Source organism: Microvirga yunnanensis, from assembly GCF_025460875.1.
This window is the reverse complement of record NZ_JAMXFI010000100.1, coordinates 13,839-29,536: the sequence shown is the minus strand read 5'-3', so window position 1 is coordinate 29,536 and position 15,698 is coordinate 13,839. Positions and strand designations below refer to the sequence as shown.

Sequence of the window (15,698 nt, the reverse complement as noted above, 5' to 3'; positions counted from 1 at the left end):
ATAACATCCGCAGCCCCTGCGCGGTGGGCCGCGGTTTCCTCCTTTGAGGCTTGTCGAACGCCTGCCGCTCGTGCAGCAGCACCGTCCCGCCGCGGCAGGCATCCAACAAGCCTTAACAGACTCTGACCTTCAGATCAGCCGCAGTGACAAGACTGTTGTGGCAGGCCAATCACAAGCGGCGTAGCGCCACCTTCCTAATACTCTAGGATAAGGAACTCAGGGCAAGGTGAGAAATTCTTCAAGCAGTCATCATGGTACCGGAGCCAAGCATCGGCGGAGTGCTTGGGGTGAACAAACATGCTGTGGGTCGTGCTTCTCTTTGGCGCCTCTGGGATGGTCGGTGGTTATGCGGCTGAGCGGGCCATCATCCCCGAGCTCCAGTATCACCCCGGCACACCCAATGAGGTCGTCGAAACCTGCCGGCAGACGGCGATTGCAGCGGCTCGCGCCCATGCAAGCGAGGTGGGCGCGGAGCTGATCCGGGTCGACGCAACCAGCGCCGGCGAAATGCGGCGCACCCGCAGCGGCCTGCGGGCACCGGTCGAGGTGGGAATTGTCTACTCGCGGTCAAGCGGGCGTGAAGCCCGCCAGGGTATCGTCGAATGCCGCGTGGACCGCCGTGGGCAGGCGACTATTGCAGATCTTGCAGGCGCAGCACGCTAGGCAGTTCCTGCGTTCGGGCAACCGGCGCCCCTTGGCGCGGTGTCGGCTCAGACGGCCTGATGGCTGAACGTGGCGTGGGGCTGGCCCGCACGACTTGTTGCTGTGCACCCACCGTACTCGTCCTCAAGACCGATCCAGTCGCGACCGGTGCCGCAGGGCGCACGCTCTGGCGACGGGCCGCGGGTGATGCTGCGGCCGCAGCACGGTGCTGCGGTTGGGTTTTGGTCTCAGCGCTTGGCACAGGGCTGGCGGGTTTGGCGTTGGCGGCCTCCTTCAGCCGGGTGAGTTCGGCCTCGGCGGCATCGCGTGCCTTGAGGGCCTCGTCTCGTTCAGCACGGGCAGTGGCCGCTTCCGCCCGAGTCTTCACGAGCTCCTCGAACAGATTGGCACGCACGCGGTTAAGTCGGGCGATCTCGTCCTCAGGTGACGCGATGGCTGCGGGGACCCCAGCGGTGCCCAGTCCAACAGCGGTTACTAACGCAAAGGTGGTGGAGCGCAGGATTCCTATGGTCTGCGGACGTGACATTGGCGGCCCTCCCAATGGTGTCCGTCACGGCACGTGCGTGACGAGGGGCGATCCTGCTCTCCTCGTCTGATCTCAGATAGACCTGCAGACGAGCTAACCCTTGTGGGGCAGGTTCTCTTTGGCTGCCATCCCAACGAAACGGACAATGCACGGGCCAGCACCAGCGCCGATCTCGGGTTGGCCTCCAGCAGCACAGCTCCAGCGACCGATAGCGTATTGGCCAGTAAGCGGACGCTCGGGCGAATGAAGCGCCTGATCATCATTGGCCGTCAAACGTCCGGACCGGGTCATCTCCTGCCATTCCCCTGAGTTCCAGGAACGTCCGATGTTCCTGGCGAGAGCAGACTTTGGGTCTACTTCCGGGAGGTGCCAGACTGCGACATTCGCCGCGCCTTACCGCCTCACGGATGGTGCGATGAGCTTGTGGCTCCTACCAAGGTGTGCTCCGAGGGAACGCGACCGGGCTTGAAGTGACTGCCTCGAAGGCCTCCAGAACATGCTGGAAGGAGCGATCCGCAGCCGTCTGATGTCCTTTCTGTCGTGCCGGCCTGAGGGTGAAGAGCAGCAGCGAGCGGCCTGTGACCTCGTACGCGTGCCCGAACTCTAACTCCTCCAACTCATCGTTCTGACCCTGGTTGGTATCGATCAGGCGGACCCAGCGCCTGCCGCCAACCGCCTCCGGCAGCGGGAAAGTAACTACATCCGTATGTGCATTCAGGATCAGGAGCAGGGTCGAGTCCGACCCAAGCCGGCGTACGCCCGTCTCCTGTGCCCGCCCGTCCAGCAGGACCCCCATGCAGCGCCCGTGGGGATCCTGCCAGTGCTCCACCGTCATCTCGTCACCAGCCGGCGTGAGCCACGTCACGTCCTTGACGCCGAGTTCCTCATCGTACTCGCCGGTCAGAAACCGGCCCCGGCGCAGCATGGGCAGAGCGCGCCGGATCGCCAGCAGCTTCTGCGTGAACTCGGCCAAGCCTCGCTGATCAGGATCGATCCCCTCCCAATCCAGCCAGGAGATCTCGTTGTCCTGGCAGTAGGCGTTGTTGTTGCCCTGCTGTGTCCGTGCGAACTCGTCGCCTGCCAGGAGCATCGGGGTGCCCCGCGACAGCAGAAGAGTCGCCAGCATGTTGCGCATGTGCCGGAAGCGCAGCTCGCGGATCTTCGGGTCCCGTGTCGGGCCTTCAACCCCGTAGTTCATCGAGAGGTTATCCGAGTGCCCGTCCCGGTTGCCCTCGCCGTTCGCCTCGTTGTGCTTGCGGCTGTACGATACCAGATCGTTCAACGTGAAGCCGTCATGGGCGGTGATGAAGTTGACGGACGCCCACGGTTTGCGGCCGCGCTTGTTGAACAGGTCCGCCGAGGCGGTCAGGCGTGAGGCGAGCTCCGGCAGTTTGCCTTCTTCGCCCTTCCAGAAGGCCCGGACCGTATCGCGGAAGCGGTCGTTCCACTCGGCCCATCCGGGCGAGAAACGTCCGACCTGATAGCCGCCCGGGCCGCAATCCCATGGTTCGGCGATCAGCTTGACCTGGCTCAGCACCGGATCCTGCTGACAAGCATCCAGGAAGCGGCCGTCCTCCTCGAAGCCGTGCGGCTCCCGCGCCAGGATCGTGGCGAGGTCGAAGCGGAAGCCGTCGATGTGCATCTCCTGCGCCCAGTAGCGCAGGCTGTCACCCACGAGTTGCAGCACCCGGGAGTGGCTCAGGTTGACCGTGTTCCCGGTGCCAGTGTCGTTGATGTAGTAGCGGGGATCAGGCGCCAGCCGGTAGTACGAGGCATTGTCGATGCCCTTGAACGACAGGGTCGGCCCGAGTTCGTTGCCTTCGGCAGTGTGGTTGTACACGACATCGAGGATGATCTCGATGCCGGCCTCGTGGAGATGGCTGACCATCTCCTTGAACTCGGCAAAGGCAAAGGTCGGGTTCGCGGCATACCGGCGGGCCGGCGCAAAGAAGCCGATGGTGTTGTAGCCCCAGTAGTTCTTCAGCCCCTTTTCGGTGAGATAGCTGTCATCGACGAAGGTGTGCACGGGCAGGAGTTCGATGGCCGTGATACCAAGCGAGCGGATGTAGTCGAGAGCCCCCGGGCTGGCGAGACCCGCATAGGTGCCGCGCAGCTCCTCCCGCACGGCCGGGTTGCGCATGGTGAAGCCGCGGACATGGGCCTCGTAGATCACCGTCTTCTCCCAGGCCATCTGCGGGGAGCGCTCCCTGCCCCAGGTGAAGGCTTGATCGATCACACGGGCCTTCATCATGAAGGGCGCACTGTCACGGGTGTCGAACGTGAGATCGTTGGCGGTCTCCATCCGATAGCCGAACAGCGCCGGGTTCCAGGTGATTTGCCCCTCGATCTGCTTGGCGTAAGGGTCGAGTAGGAGCTTGTTGGGATTGAAGCGGTGGCCCGCGGCGGGTTCGTAGGGGCCATGAACCCGGTAGCCATAGATGGTGCCGGGCCGGGCATCCGGCAGGTAGCCATGCCAGACCTCATTCGTGTACTCGGGCAGCTCGATGCGCTCCAGCTCGCGCTCGCCTCTGTCGTCGAAGAGGCAGAGCTCGACCTTGGTGGCGTTGGCCGAAAACAGGGCGAAGTTGACGCCGAGCCCATCCCAGGTGGCTCCACGCGGGTAAGGGCGTCCCTCCAGCACCCGCGCCTTGCGCATGACGTGCGGGGCGGCGTGCCCTTCTGTGGAAGTGGTCGTTGTGCTTTGGACACTCATGGGCGGCTCGGGCGTGTGGCTGCGCGTCAAAGACGCGGAGGCTCTACCAACGCGAGCGCGGACAGGAAGGTCCGCTGTTCCTGGGCCTGCTCCTCATGATGGAGACCTCGACGTCGGGTATGATATCGCGTGTCACTCCGGTGCTCCCGAACCCTGTGGCGGGACCGAGGGCGCTCGGACACAACCGGTCGACCGACGTGCTGCGTTGAACGGGGCGAAGGCTTGGAGATTACGCGGCCCTTTTGCGAGCTCGACGGATCTCCGCCACCAGGCGGCCCGGGAGCACCGGCTTGCGAAGGATCACGAGTTCGGGATGCCGCTGCCTGACGTGGGCCGGCAGCTCGCCGCCGGAATAGATCACCGTTGGGGCCTTGCGGGCAGAATCGGGCAGGAGCTTGATCCGCTGCTGCCACATCCAGCCGGAGAGATAGCGAGGTCAGGAGGCTTCTGGCCCAGGATGCGGCTGAGGCGCAGGGGCGAGCGCCCGCTCATGCCGGGCAATGGCGTCCAGGATGAGCTGGCGGTGGTCCTTCCAGGTCACCATGGTTTCCTCCAGCAGTCGCAGTAGGTCCCGGGCCAGGGCGGTGTCGTAGCCGTCCCGGGTCATTCTCTGGATCAAGGCAATCTGCTCAGCGATGCGCTGCTCGCCGGCGGCAAGATGACGATCTGCGGTGACGAGGTCTCCGCGTTCTCGTTGGAGGTCGCTCATGGCGACACTCCTCGGCCATGCAGGCGGGAGCGCAGGTCGCTCTCAGCCACCGGCGCCTACGGGTTCGAACCTGCCGATGATGGCGCCACTATGCGCCTCATCGGAGCCGCCGTCCAAGGACCCTGGTGAATTTCTCAGAACGTTCAGCCCCGAACCCCTTCGTCAGCTTGGGGCCGCCTCTTCCCAGTGCCTTGAACGGGCCAGTGCTGTCGGGTTTCGACGAGGGCCTGGGTGTCTTCCAGCAACTCGCGCGATCGCTTGATCGCTTCCCTGCTGGTTTGAATGACCCATGCGTCGTAGGGATTACGATGGGGATTGCGGGTGGAGTTTGGAGGCGCCTGGGCCATGGTGCGCTCCTTTCGCTGTGCAGGCGGGAGCGCACGTCTCTCTCGGCCACCAGCGCCACGGGATCGGATCGGCTGGTGATAAGGGGACAACGGAGACGATCCGGTTCCGTTCAAAAGAGGCCGCACGATTTCGAACAAGCGAAGTCCGGAGCGGGTCAAGCTCCGGAGAACCGTAGGCCTGAACGAAGGTCCGCTCATCCCATCAGTGCGGGATTATGGCTAAGGTCACCCCCGCGCCAAGCTTCAGTAAAGACGCAGATCAACTCACCCGTTTTTCCAACCGAGGCGCTGGCGGAGGAAGAAGAGCGCAGGGCCCGCGATGTAGCCCCTATCCGGGCTCCCTATGAAGGTGAGGAATAGACGCCCAAGATGGCTGAGAGCTTCGGTATCGCACCGGCTGTCTCGTCGCGCGTCGTGACGGGACCGAACATGGATGCTGCCAGGATCGCCCTGATGTGGAGCACTGTCTCCCCGGTATTGCGGAATCCATGCTGGTGACCAACCGGCACGATCACAGATTGGCCGGTGGGCACTGTGGCGCGTTCGTCACCAGTCCAGATCTCGGCGTGGCCGGCGAGCACAGTCAAAACCTCTTCGACCGTATGCAGATGAGCAGGTGCTCCACAGCCGGGATCACACCATTGCTCGAACACACAGAGGTGCTCTGCGCCGGTCTCAGCCGAGATGCACATGCGTGTGACCACTCCAGGCGGCCACCGCTCCTGTGCTTGTCCCGTATGATCGATAATACGCATTGCACGACCTCTCGGTTGCCGCACCAGGTGGCTGGTTGATCAACGCCTGAGCAAGGGGCGTCAGGGGAGCCGTGGAGGCTCTGGCTATTCCCAAGCGCATTGCGCCTCGTTCGGACCTGGACGGCAGCCCCTTGCTGCCGATCTCAGGAGTTGGGGCCGATACCCTCCAAGGTCATGGTCCTGATCATCCAGCCATGGAGATCAGCCAACCGCTGCTTATAGGGCTCACAGTCCCTCTGATGACGCTCGTTAAGCTGCGCCGCAAGTTTCATCTTGATGGCTTCAGGACCGTCCCATGCTGTGAGATTCTCCCGGTCTGATCCGTACCGAACCTCAAGATCAGCGAGAGCGGCAAGCGTGGTCTGAAGCTGAGGCAGCAGGTCGTCGGGGTACCAGGAGGCTCGTGTTGGAGACGAGAGAGATCGTGACGCGGCCGAACTACGCGACATTCGAGATACTCCCTTTCTGGGAAGCCGGCATGGTAGCAGCATCATGGCGATCTGAAAGGGCAATCCCTCTCCAGGACCTTAACCGTGACCAGTCTGGGTGCGTTGGAACACACATCCGGGCCTCATCAGACGAACAATCGAATGCGTGATGCATTGACCTCACCGTCTTCCACTCAGGCGCGACTGAATGGGATCGAGCGCATTCTGGGCCGGTCAGGCAATGAAGCTGCTTCTGAGCCATGCATGCAGGGCGGGATTTCCCGCCACCACCGAGCCCGCCACGGGATCGTGGCCAGCAAAATCGCTGATGCGTCCGCCTGCCTCCTGAACGAGGAGCTTGCCCGCGGCGAAGTCATAGTAGCTGAGACCGTCTTCGATGTAGCCATCGAGACGGCCGGCCGCCACGTACGCTAGGTCGAGGGCGGCAGAGCCCAGGCGCCGAATGCCGGCCGAGTGATGCATGGCGGCTCTGACGCCGGCCAGATAGCGATCTTCGTCGATGCCCTTGAGCTGTCCCGGAACCGGCAGCGAAACCGAGATCAGGGCCTGCCCAGGCTGGCGATCCGACACCTCAAGGCGGGTGCCGTTGAGCCAAGCGCCCTTGCCGGTCTCCGCGCAGAACATCTCCTCCCGGAGAGGGTCGAGGACGATCCCGGCGAGCACCCGGCTTCCCTCTGCCAGAGCGATGCTGACGGAGAAGTAGGGAACCGACCAGATGTAATTGGTCGTGCCGTCGAGCGGGTCGACGATCCAGCGCAACTGGCCATGAGCCGCCCCCGTGGTGCCGGTCTCCTCGCCCTCGAAGCCGAATTCCGGGGCGCCCCGTTTCAAAACCTGAGCAATGGCGTTCTCGGCCGCTAGGTCGGCGTCGGAAGCGAAATCCGCCGGTCCCTTGGACTCGACGGATGACCGGTCGAGTTTGCCATAGCGAGTATTCAGCTCGGTGGCACCGGTCCGGGCGGCTTCGGCCATCAAGACGAGAAGGGGCGAAGCGCCCTCCGGCAGCAAGGACATCATGAGGCCCTCAGAAAGCGTGGTGCGTTGATGGCGAGGCCGACGGGGGTACCGTTCGGGATCCGTGCGGCCGCGTCGACGATTAGGATCTCATCGTCGGAAACTTGGACTTCATGAACCCAGGCCCGACCGACATAGCGAGCGCCGGCAACATGGCCCGGAAGAACCCCGGCGACATGCGGATCGACCAGGCGAAGTCCTTCAGGGCGCACGAACAGAGTTGCGGGCCCATCGGACTGGGCGTCGGCCACCTCGATCCGGCCGCCTCCTTTCAGTTCGAACCGTCCCTCGCGGAGAACCCCGTCGACGAGGTTTGCGGCGCCCACGAACTCGGCAACGAAACGATTGCTCGGAGAGGCATAAATATCCTCGGGCTTTCCGAGTTGTTGAACGATCCCGCCCTGCATCACGGCTATGCGGTCGGACAGCTCCAGAGCCTCCTCCTGGTCGTGAGTCACGTAGATGGCCGTGACTCCGAGCGCCTCCTGGATGTCACGAAGCTGCCGGCGCAGGCTAACGCGCAGCTTGGCGTCGAGGTTCGACATGGGTTCGTCGAGCAGGAGCAGAGGCGGATCGATCACTAGGGCGCGGGCCAGCGCAATGCGTTGCTGCATGCCGCCACTCATCTCGCCGGGAAAGCGTGCCTCGACATTCCTGAGTTCGACGCGCTCAAGAGCATCCCGGACACGCCGGGCAATCTCGGCTTTCGGGACGTTGCGGATCCGCAGTCCGTAGGCAACGTTGTCGAAGACGGTCTTATTGGGCCAGAGCGCATAGTTCTGGAAAACGAACCCAATGTTCCGGTCCCAGGGCTGCGTCCGCGAGACATCCTGGCCATTGAAGAGAATGCGCCCTTCGTCGATGCCATGGAAGCCCGCGAGCGCGCGCAGCAAGGTCGTCTTCCCGCACCCGGATGGACCGAGCAGGGTAAAGAACTCGCCCGGCTTGATCACCATGTCGATCGATTTCAGCACCGTGTTGGAACCATAGCGCTTCGAGACCTGATCGATGGTGACGGCGCAGCCGGACGGAGGACGTATGGTCGAGGGATCAGACATCGATGCGCCTTTCAGAGCGTCCGTATCGCACGACGAGGTAAAGCGGCACGTAGATGATGAGCATGAGCAGGACGGTCTGGGCCGCCGACACGCCGAAGTCCGAGTCGCGCAGGGTATTTTCGAAGATCACGGCCGTGAGCGGCTTCCATGGCGGCCGGTACAGCACGATGGTGGATGAAAGTTCGGTCACGATATGCAGGAATGTCAGGGTGGCTCCCGTAACGGCACCTGCGAGCATCAAGGGGGCCGTGACTGTTAGGAAGCTCCGCAGCGGTCGGGCGCCCAAGCTCATGGCGGCCTCTTCCAGCGCAGGATGCACCTGGTTCAGAGCCGCCTCCGCCGCCTTGACGGTGAACGGCAGGTTCCGGATGAGATAGGCGATAGCCAAGATGAGCCACGTGCCGGTCAGGATGATCGGCCCGTCGTTGAAGATCAGGATCAGCCCGATGCCCAGCACGGTGCCGGGAATTACGTAAGGCAGCATGACGATGAAATTCAGAGCGGGTGCGATGATCCGATAGCGCTTGCGCACGAGCACATAGGCAATTCCGACCCCCAGGGCGAGGGCCGCCAGGGTTCCGGCGATGCCGAGCGACAGCGTCACCCATGCCGATGCCAGGTTGGAATTGAACATCGCCAGGTAATTGGCTGTGGTGAAGACGGGTTCCGGCAGTCCGACGCGCCAGCGGAGGAAGCTTGTTACCAGCACGGTCAGGTGGGGAACGAACGCAAAGAACAGCACCAATGCGGCGAACCCGACTGCGGCGATCTGGCCGCCCGGCCTGATGGGTTTCGCCCGTGGCGGCCGTGCCGACACAACGGCGAATGTCCGCCGTGCCAGGTAGACCTGCTGAGCGAACAGGAAGGCGCTGGACAGGCCGACGAGGACCATCGATCCGGTGGCGGCCAATCCCGGATTGCCGCCGCCCTCACTGAGGAAAGACGTGTAGACCAGAACTGGAAGCACGTTGAGATCAAGGGCGATGATGCGTGGCGTTCCAAAATCTGCAAGCGCTGCCATGGTGGCCAGGTAAAGGCCGATCAGGATACCTGGCATCGCGAGCGGCACCTCAACGGTCCAGCGAATGCGGGACGGTCGGGCGCCCAGACTCGCCGCTGCCTCCACATGGCCTTCGTCGAGTCCCGTGAGGGCATCGTAGCTCAACAGGAAGATGATCGGAAAGACGAGCCATGCGATGACCCAGATTACCCCGTGGATGCCGACGATCGAGAAGTCGACGGCGAGAGAGCGCGTGATCAGTCCGTTGCGGCCAAGCAGAAGGCGCCAGGCATAGGCGCCCAGGAACGGAGGCGAAATCGACGCCATCGTGATGAGGAGAATGATGATCTTCCGCCCTCGCACGGCAAAGCGCGCGACCACATAGGCCAGCGAAACCCCAACGAGGCCTGCGAGAGCGGTCGAGGCGATAGCGACCACGAGACTGTTGATGGTGGCGGCCAGGGTGTCCCGGCTGGTGAAGAACGACACGTAATTGGCAAGAGTTGCCGATAGGGTCCGGTCTTCGAAGGTCAGATAGGCATTGAGCCCATGGCTCAGGCGCAGGCTCCCGTTCCCGAGGTCGGTTGTCGACAGAGGGTCGGGCGCCTTGCGATTGAATAGGCCCGTAGGCACCTGTTGGGTGACGTGAAGGCTCCTGCCACCCGCCAGGATGGTGGTGGAACCGTCGGAATCGATTGTGGCCCTGATGCCGCCCCCGCTCAGCGCGGTCAGCCTGATGGTCTGAGGGCCGTCCGGCTGCAGGGAGAGCAGCGCCTCCCCGTTCGTTCCTACCGACAGGGCTTCCGCAATTCCGCTGACCTCGAACCGGTCGGACAGCTCTCGGACGGCCTCGAGACCCGCCGTCGCCCGATGGACGATGGCGAACCTCCCGCCGGCCGTGATCAACGACGCGCTCAGGAGCCGGAATTGGGGGACGACGATTAGTCCGACGCAAAAGGCCAGCGCGACGATTGCGAAAAGAAACCAACTGTCGCGCCAGACCTTCATCGACGAAGCGCCTCCTGGAAGCGCGCCGTCACAACCGGGCGGGGGTCCACGGGCGATACGATGTTGAGCTTCCCGATGTCGGGGAGCTGCGTGGGCGGTGCCACGTCCTGACGGGCCGACCGACGGATCGTCGCGTCACGCACAATCTCGTGCGATTCCTTTGTCCCCAGAAAGTCGATGAAGGCCTGCGCGGCCTTCAGATGGGGGGCGCCCTTCACGATCGCCTGCGCGTCGATCTGGCCGGTCACCGCATCAGTCGGGTAGACGATTTCGATCGGGAGGCCCGCGGCCTTCCACTTGGCCCCGAGATCCTCGTTTATCCACCCCACGGCGGCTTCCCCGTCGCGGACGGCGTTGAAGGCATCGTCCGATCCAGGGGAGATCTTCGCTCCCTTGGCGAGCGTTGCGATAAAATCCCAGCCATTCGCGCCGGCGAGCGCCGACAGGATCGTGTAGCCGGTGCCGGATTTCGACGGATCCGGAATGATGAGGCTGCCCAGGGAGGCCCATTTGGAATTGGCGAGGTCCTTCTGGGTCTTTGGCAAATCTTCAGCCTGAACCCGCTTCCGGCTGACAATGACGGGCTGAAGAAGGACCGTATAGGCATGCCACTTGTGATTCGGGTCCGCCGCCACCATCACGCTGTCGGCTTGGCTCTCATAGGGTTGAAAAAGGGCCGCGCTCTCGTCGAAGCTCTGTGTGGGCCCGCCCCAGAGAATGTCCGCCGTGGGGTTTCCAGCCTCTGCGCGGAGGCGCTCCAGAACCTCGCCCGTGCCGCCGCGCACCACCGTGACGTTAATGTCGGGCCGGGCTTTCTTGAAGGCGTCCAGTACGGGCCCGGACGTCACCTCCCCGTGCGACGTATAGACGACAAGATCCTCCGCTCGCACCTGCCCGGATGCCGCAATGCCCATCAGCACTGTCGCGGCGACCGCAACCTTCTTCACGTTCAACATGGCCCTCTCCTTCACGGCCGACTTCCTTCGTTCGGCCTGTCCGACCTCGGCATGTGCCTGCCGCGACCAATTCATCCATTGAATTGGTAAATTATGGAAATCGCAAGCCCGAAAATTGGATAGATCAGCAGAACACCTCCGCTTTAAGGTTGCTGTGTCGCAAAAGCGCGCCTAAGATATCATCAATTAAGTGGATTAAACCGGCCCGCGGATCTCAAGGAGTGTTCAGGATTGGCGGATTCATGACCCATGTCGGCAACAACCATGCCGTTTCCGCGAGGCGCAATCGGAGGCTGGCCTTCGAACTCATCTGGCGGGATGGCCCGATCAGCCGGACGGATCTCGTTGCGCGAACGGGTCTCCGGGCGCAGACGATTTCCAACATCGTGCGCGAGTTGCAGGACCGCGATCTGATCCTCGAGAGCGGCCGCTCGGAAGGCGGAAGGGGGGCACCGCAAACCTACCTGAAGATCAATCCGGCCGCCGGGTCGTCGGTGGGCCTCCACCTTGATCGCGACCGTCTAAGCTGCGTGGTCTACGACCTCGCAGGTCAGCCTTTGGCGTTCCGGGAAGACGTCATCGGGTGGACGGATCCGGGCGCCGCTGTCGCCACGATGGAGGCCGCCGTAAGGCTCGCGGTGGGACAATGCGGGGCGGCGGATCTGTGGGGGGTCGGCATAGCCATGCCGACCCTGCAGGACGCGGAATTCGACGAGTATGTCGGCAGCCCGGGATGGCAGGCGTGGAGCGGCTTCCCAATCGCCGACCGGCTGCAGGCCCTCACCGGCCTTCCGACCGTGGTCGAGAACGATGCGACCGCTGCCGGGCTTGGGGAGTTGATCACCGGCGCAGGCCGGGGCCTGTCGAACTTCGTCTACATCTTCGTCGGCAACGGACTTGGCGCGGGCATCATCGCGGACGGCCTGCCGTTTCAGGGCGCCTGGAACAATGCTGGCGAGATCGGCCTCTTGTCATGGCCGGAGAACCTCGACGAGCATCCGTCCGGCAAGACGCCGTTTTCCCTAGACGAACTAGCCGATATGCTCGAATGCAGCGTGACCGCGCTGGCCGACCCGGCCTATCTGGCAGACCTTTACGAGAAACGGAACGCCAGCCTGATGCGCTGGCTCGAGCTCAATGGGCGCCGCCTGCGCCTGCTGGCCTCGATCATCGAGAACCTCCTCGATCCCCAGACGATCATTGTCGGCGGGCTTCTCCCGAGCAGCGTCTGCAGCTCCCTTGTGGACCGCGCCTACCCTTTGCAGGCCTCGCCGGCCGCGCGCCGGGACCGCAAGATGCCGCGCCTTCAGGTGGGCAGCCTCGACCGGAAGGCGGCCGCCATTGGGGCCGCCATGCTGCCGTTCATCGTGAACGGCAGCCCCGAGTTCCGGCGGCTGTCACTGGGCCGCGGTCGGGGGCGACCCATCGACGCCGAGAGCCTTTTCGACCATGTCACCGGAAGCGGTGGCGGTAAACCCCTAGACGAAGCGCCGTCCGGGCGCCCGGCGCATGCGCCTGCGGCACCCTGATGGCGCCAAGGGTGAATACGTGATGTCAGTCACTGTCAGAGATAGGAACGAGGTTTGTGCATGAAGCTCGGCGTCATTGGTCTCGGCTACCGCATGGCCGCCGTGCTGGAGTGCTTGGTGAAGGCAGACCCGGACATCCAGGTGGTCGCCTGCGTCGATCCCTCGCCGGCAGGGGCGCCGGGTCTCGGCAGGGCTAGAATAGGGATCGGAACGATGTACGACACGCCGGACCGGATGCTGGCGGCCGAGACGCTGGACCTGCTGCTGGTGGGTTCGCCCAACCATCTGCATCTGGAGCACGTGAGGGCGGGTCTCCGCGCCGGCGTGCGCGTCTTTACCGAGAAGCCTGTCGTGGTCGACGAGAACCAGACCCTTGAGCTTGCGGCGCTGCTCAGGGAGTTCGGCTCCGACCGGGTTCTCGTCGGCTTGGTGCTGCGCTATGCCTCTCTGTACAAGGACCTGCGGGCGGCCCAGCGTGCAGGCCATCTCGGCACTATCGCGTCTATTGAGGCGACGGAGCACATCGCACCCTATCATGGTGCCTTCTTCATGCGCGACTGGCGGCGCTACCAGCGCTTCGCCGGGCCCTACATCTTGGAGAAGTGCTGCCACGATCTGGACATCTACGCGAGCGTTGTCGGGGCCCGTGCGATGACGGTAGCGAGCTTCGGTGGGCGCAAGTCGTTCGTTCCCGAGAACGCTCCTGTCCATCTTTCAAATGCCGAGCGGGAGATGTACCACCGCAAGCCCAGCGGATGGATGGCTAGTGACCATGTCTTCGACGGCGATGCCGACATCATCGATTATCAGACGGCCCTGATCGAGTACGCGAACGGCGCCACCATGGCGTTCCACGCGAACCTCAACGTGCCGGATCAGTTCCGGCGATTCTGCATCGTCGGTTCGAACGGCATGGCCGAAGGCGACTTCATCCGGAACTATTTCCGGGTCCACGACGCGCGCAGCGGCGAGAAGATCCTCGAGACCAGCTATGCCGGGCACGAGCACAACCACTACGGGGCTGATGACCAGATGGCGTTCGACCTGATCGACCATTTTAGGAACAGCACGCCCCTGCCCGTGGGCGTGCTGGACGCGCTCGAGGCTGGCCTCACGGCCATCAAGATCGACGAGGCCCGCCGTACCCGCCGGCTGGTCGACCTGGCGGAGAGCTGGCAGCGCTTTGACGATGCGTTGGGAAGCGCCATGCCGCGCCGCGCCGAAGGCGGATCCTTCTGACATGACCCAGGCAAGAACCGATGCGGGCCAGTGGCGCATCAGGCCTGCCTACCGGCAGGACGAGGCCGCCCTGTTCGACATCTGCCTCAGAACGGCCGATGCCGGGGGCGATGCGAGCGCCCTCTACGGTGATCCGCGCTATCCGGGCCTGATCTGGGCGGTTCCCTACCTGATCCTTGAGCCGTCCCACGCCTTCGTTCTGACGGATGGCGCGCGAACGCTGGGCTATGTGGTCGGCACGCCCGACAGCCTCGCCTTCGAGGAGCGGCTTGAGCGCGAATGGTGGCCCGGCTTGCGCGAAGGATACGCCCTGCGGCGCCCGGAGCGCCCCTCGGACCAGGACATCCTAGGCCGCATCCGCGAACCCGAGAGGACAAGCCCGGACAGGGCCGCCGCCTATCCGGCGCACCTGCATGTCAATCTCCTGCCGGAGGCGCAGGGCCGGGGCTGGGGACGGGCGATGATCGAAGCCGAGATGGCTTCCCTGAAGACGTCCGGCGCGTCGGCCGTCCACCTGGGCGTCAGCCTGGCGAACGAGAAGGTGGTACCCTTCTATAAAAAGCTGGGCTTCCGGGAGATCGCGCGCGATCAGGCCATCATTCTCGGCCGGCCGCTCTAGCTACACGACAGCTAGCCTTAACGCGGCTACCCTAAAAGCGCATAGCGGCCTACCACAGACCTGCTTTTTCAAAGCACCGTGCCTCCCGCGCGGTCTTCAGGGCGTTAGACCACCAGACGAGTTCGTCAGGATCAGTCGCAAACATTTTGTATCAATGTTTCCACTGCCATGCCCAAGTATCACGGATGGAGGGTGGCGTGTTCAAGGGCAGGCATTTTGATCGTTTCGTGATCCTGCTCTGCATCCGGTGGTATCTCGCCTACAATCTCGGCCTGCGGAATCTCGAAGAGATGATGGCTGAGCGCGGCATCTCTGTCGATCACGCGACCGTTCACTGATGGGTTGTCCGATATTCACCAGAGTTGCTGGAGCGGTTTAATCGCCGTAAGCGGGCCGTGACCGGCAAGTGGCACATCGACGAGACCTATATCAAGGTCCGGGGCCGCTGGATGTACCCTTACCGAGCAATCGACAGCAAGGGTGACACGGTTGAATTCTGGTTCAGCGAGCGACGCAATTTGGCTGCTGCCAAACGGTTTCTGCGCAAGTCATTCAAGCGGCATGGTCGGCCCGAGAGGATCGTCATTGATGGCAGCCAAACCAACCATGAAGCGATCTTGTCGTGCGATGCAGAGAGCCGTCTACAGGATGGCTCAAGACGTCCGCTCGCTCCGATTAGGATCCGGCAGAGCCAATTCCTCAACAATCGCATCCAGTAGGATCATCGTGCCGTCAAAAGACGGATTCGCCCGATGCTCGGCTTCAAGTCCACGAACAGCGCTCGTGCGATCCTGGGTGGGATTGAGATGGTTCACATGATGTGGAAGGGGCAGGGGAAGTACGCCCACAGCTCGCAGCTATCCCTCTCCGAGCAGTTCAAGCGGATCGATGCATAGGAGTCTGCCGTTCAATCTGGCATTTCCTTGTCGATCACCCGAAATTGCGACAGAACCGCAGGAAGACACGGGTGGCGCTCATCGGGTCAATCCTCCGCAGCGGTACTGTTGGTCAACAATCCTTTCCAAGCTAGGGTTTAAGGATCGATCCGGGAGGGGATAAGGCGCCGTTCTGGTCGTCTAGCGGCCGAATACCTTTGTCTCACTCCTAAGCCAC

The 15,698-nt window shown here is 63.3% G+C and carries 11 protein-coding genes and 1 pseudogene; 5 read left to right on the top strand and 7 right to left on the bottom strand.

All coding sequences use genetic code 11. The features are described 5' to 3' along the window. Positions 1-333 precede the first annotated feature (333 nt). Positions 334-663, top strand: a complete 330-nt coding sequence (locus NF876_RS32495) for a hypothetical protein (RefSeq protein WP_262272279.1) — start codon at positions 334-336, stop codon at positions 661-663. A 956-nt stretch (positions 664-1,619) separates the two neighbouring features. On the opposite strand, the gene glgX is transcribed toward NF876_RS32495, so the two are convergent. The 7 genes from glgX to NF876_RS32460 all read right to left on the bottom strand — a co-directional run bounded on the left by glgX (position 1,620) and on the right by NF876_RS32460 (position 11,198). Next, entirely contained in the window at positions 1,620-3,845 is a 2,226-nt protein-coding gene (gene glgX / locus NF876_RS32490; RefSeq protein ID WP_262272280.1) for a glycogen debranching protein GlgX, read from the bottom strand. Positions 3,846-4,338: 493 nt separating this feature from the next. Beyond that, a complete protein-coding gene (locus NF876_RS32485; RefSeq protein WP_262272278.1) occupies positions 4,339-4,611 on the bottom strand; it encodes a hypothetical protein in 273 nt (90 codons plus the stop codon). A 688-nt stretch (positions 4,612-5,299) separates the two neighbouring features. Then, complete coding sequence (locus tag NF876_RS32480; protein WP_262272277.1) at positions 5,300-5,713, bottom strand: cupin domain-containing protein; 414 nt, start codon at positions 5,711-5,713, stop codon at positions 5,300-5,302. 662 nt (positions 5,714-6,375) lie between these two features. Next, entirely contained in the window at positions 6,376-7,179 is an 804-nt protein-coding gene (locus NF876_RS32475) for an inositol monophosphatase family protein (RefSeq protein ID WP_262272276.1), read from the bottom strand. Next, the gene (locus tag NF876_RS32470; RefSeq protein WP_262272275.1) at positions 7,176-8,234 is read right to left on the bottom strand and encodes an ABC transporter ATP-binding protein; all 1,059 of its coding nucleotides are present in this window, start codon (positions 8,232-8,234) and stop codon (positions 7,176-7,178) included. Before NF876_RS32470 ends, NF876_RS32475 begins: the two co-directional genes overlap by 4 nt. Further along, on the bottom strand, positions 8,227-10,242 hold the full coding sequence (locus NF876_RS32465; protein WP_262272274.1) for an ABC transporter permease: 2,016 nt from the start codon (positions 10,240-10,242) through the stop codon (positions 8,227-8,229). Before NF876_RS32465 ends, NF876_RS32470 begins: the two co-directional genes overlap by 8 nt. Then, positions 10,239-11,198, bottom strand: coding sequence for an extracellular solute-binding protein (locus tag NF876_RS32460; RefSeq protein WP_262272273.1), 960 nt, complete (start codon positions 11,196-11,198; stop codon positions 10,239-10,241). The genes NF876_RS32465 and NF876_RS32460 overlap by 4 nt, the downstream gene beginning before the upstream one ends. Positions 11,199-11,440: 242 nt before the next feature. On the opposite strand from NF876_RS32460, the gene NF876_RS32455 reads away from it, so the two are divergent. From NF876_RS32455 to NF876_RS32440, 4 genes and pseudogenes are all read left to right on the top strand, one after another. Then, positions 11,441-12,727, top strand: coding sequence for an ROK family transcriptional regulator (locus tag NF876_RS32455; RefSeq protein WP_262272272.1), 1,287 nt, complete (start codon positions 11,441-11,443; stop codon positions 12,725-12,727). A 60-nt stretch (positions 12,728-12,787) separates the two neighbouring features. Then, on the top strand, positions 12,788-13,966 hold the full coding sequence (locus NF876_RS32450; RefSeq protein WP_262272271.1) for a Gfo/Idh/MocA family protein: 1,179 nt from the start codon (positions 12,788-12,790) through the stop codon (positions 13,964-13,966). A gap of 1 nt (position 13,967) precedes the next feature. Then, complete coding sequence (locus NF876_RS32445) at positions 13,968-14,585, top strand: GNAT family N-acetyltransferase (RefSeq protein ID WP_262272270.1); 618 nt, start codon at positions 13,968-13,970, stop codon at positions 14,583-14,585. A gap of 197 nt (positions 14,586-14,782) precedes the next feature. Continuing rightward, positions 14,783-15,481 (top strand): annotated as a pseudogene (locus NF876_RS32440) (IS6 family transposase). Positions 15,482-15,698 lie beyond the last annotated feature (217 nt).

Bases quoted from the DNA above. Each gene is read 5' to 3' on its own strand.
- NF876_RS32475 (WP_262272276.1), bottom strand. From the start codon at position 7,179: ATGATGTCCTTGCTGCCGGAGGGCGCTTCGCCCCTTCTCGTCTTGATG.
- NF876_RS32450 (WP_262272271.1), top strand. From the start codon at position 12,788: ATGAAGCTCGGCGTCATTGGTCTCGGCTACCGCATGGCCGCCGTGCTG.
- NF876_RS32485 (WP_262272278.1), bottom strand. From the start codon at position 4,611: ATGAGCGACCTCCAACGAGAACGCGGAGACCTCGTCACCGCAGATCGT.
- NF876_RS32445 (WP_262272270.1), top strand. From the start codon at position 13,968: ATGACCCAGGCAAGAACCGATGCGGGCCAGTGGCGCATCAGGCCTGCC.
- glgX (WP_262272280.1), bottom strand. From the start codon at position 3,845: ATGCGCAAGGCGCGGGTGCTGGAGGGACGCCCTTACCCGCGTGGAGCC.
- NF876_RS32465 (WP_262272274.1), bottom strand. From the start codon at position 10,242: ATGAAGGTCTGGCGCGACAGTTGGTTTCTTTTCGCAATCGTCGCGCTG.
- NF876_RS32470 (WP_262272275.1), bottom strand. From the start codon at position 8,234: ATGTCTGATCCCTCGACCATACGTCCTCCGTCCGGCTGCGCCGTCACC.
- NF876_RS32495 (WP_262272279.1), top strand. From the start codon at position 334: ATGGTCGGTGGTTATGCGGCTGAGCGGGCCATCATCCCCGAGCTCCAG.
- NF876_RS32455 (WP_262272272.1), top strand. From the start codon at position 11,441: ATGACCCATGTCGGCAACAACCATGCCGTTTCCGCGAGGCGCAATCGG.
- NF876_RS32480 (WP_262272277.1), bottom strand. From the start codon at position 5,713: ATGCGTATTATCGATCATACGGGACAAGCACAGGAGCGGTGGCCGCCT.
- NF876_RS32460 (WP_262272273.1), bottom strand. From the start codon at position 11,198: ATGTTGAACGTGAAGAAGGTTGCGGTCGCCGCGACAGTGCTGATGGGC.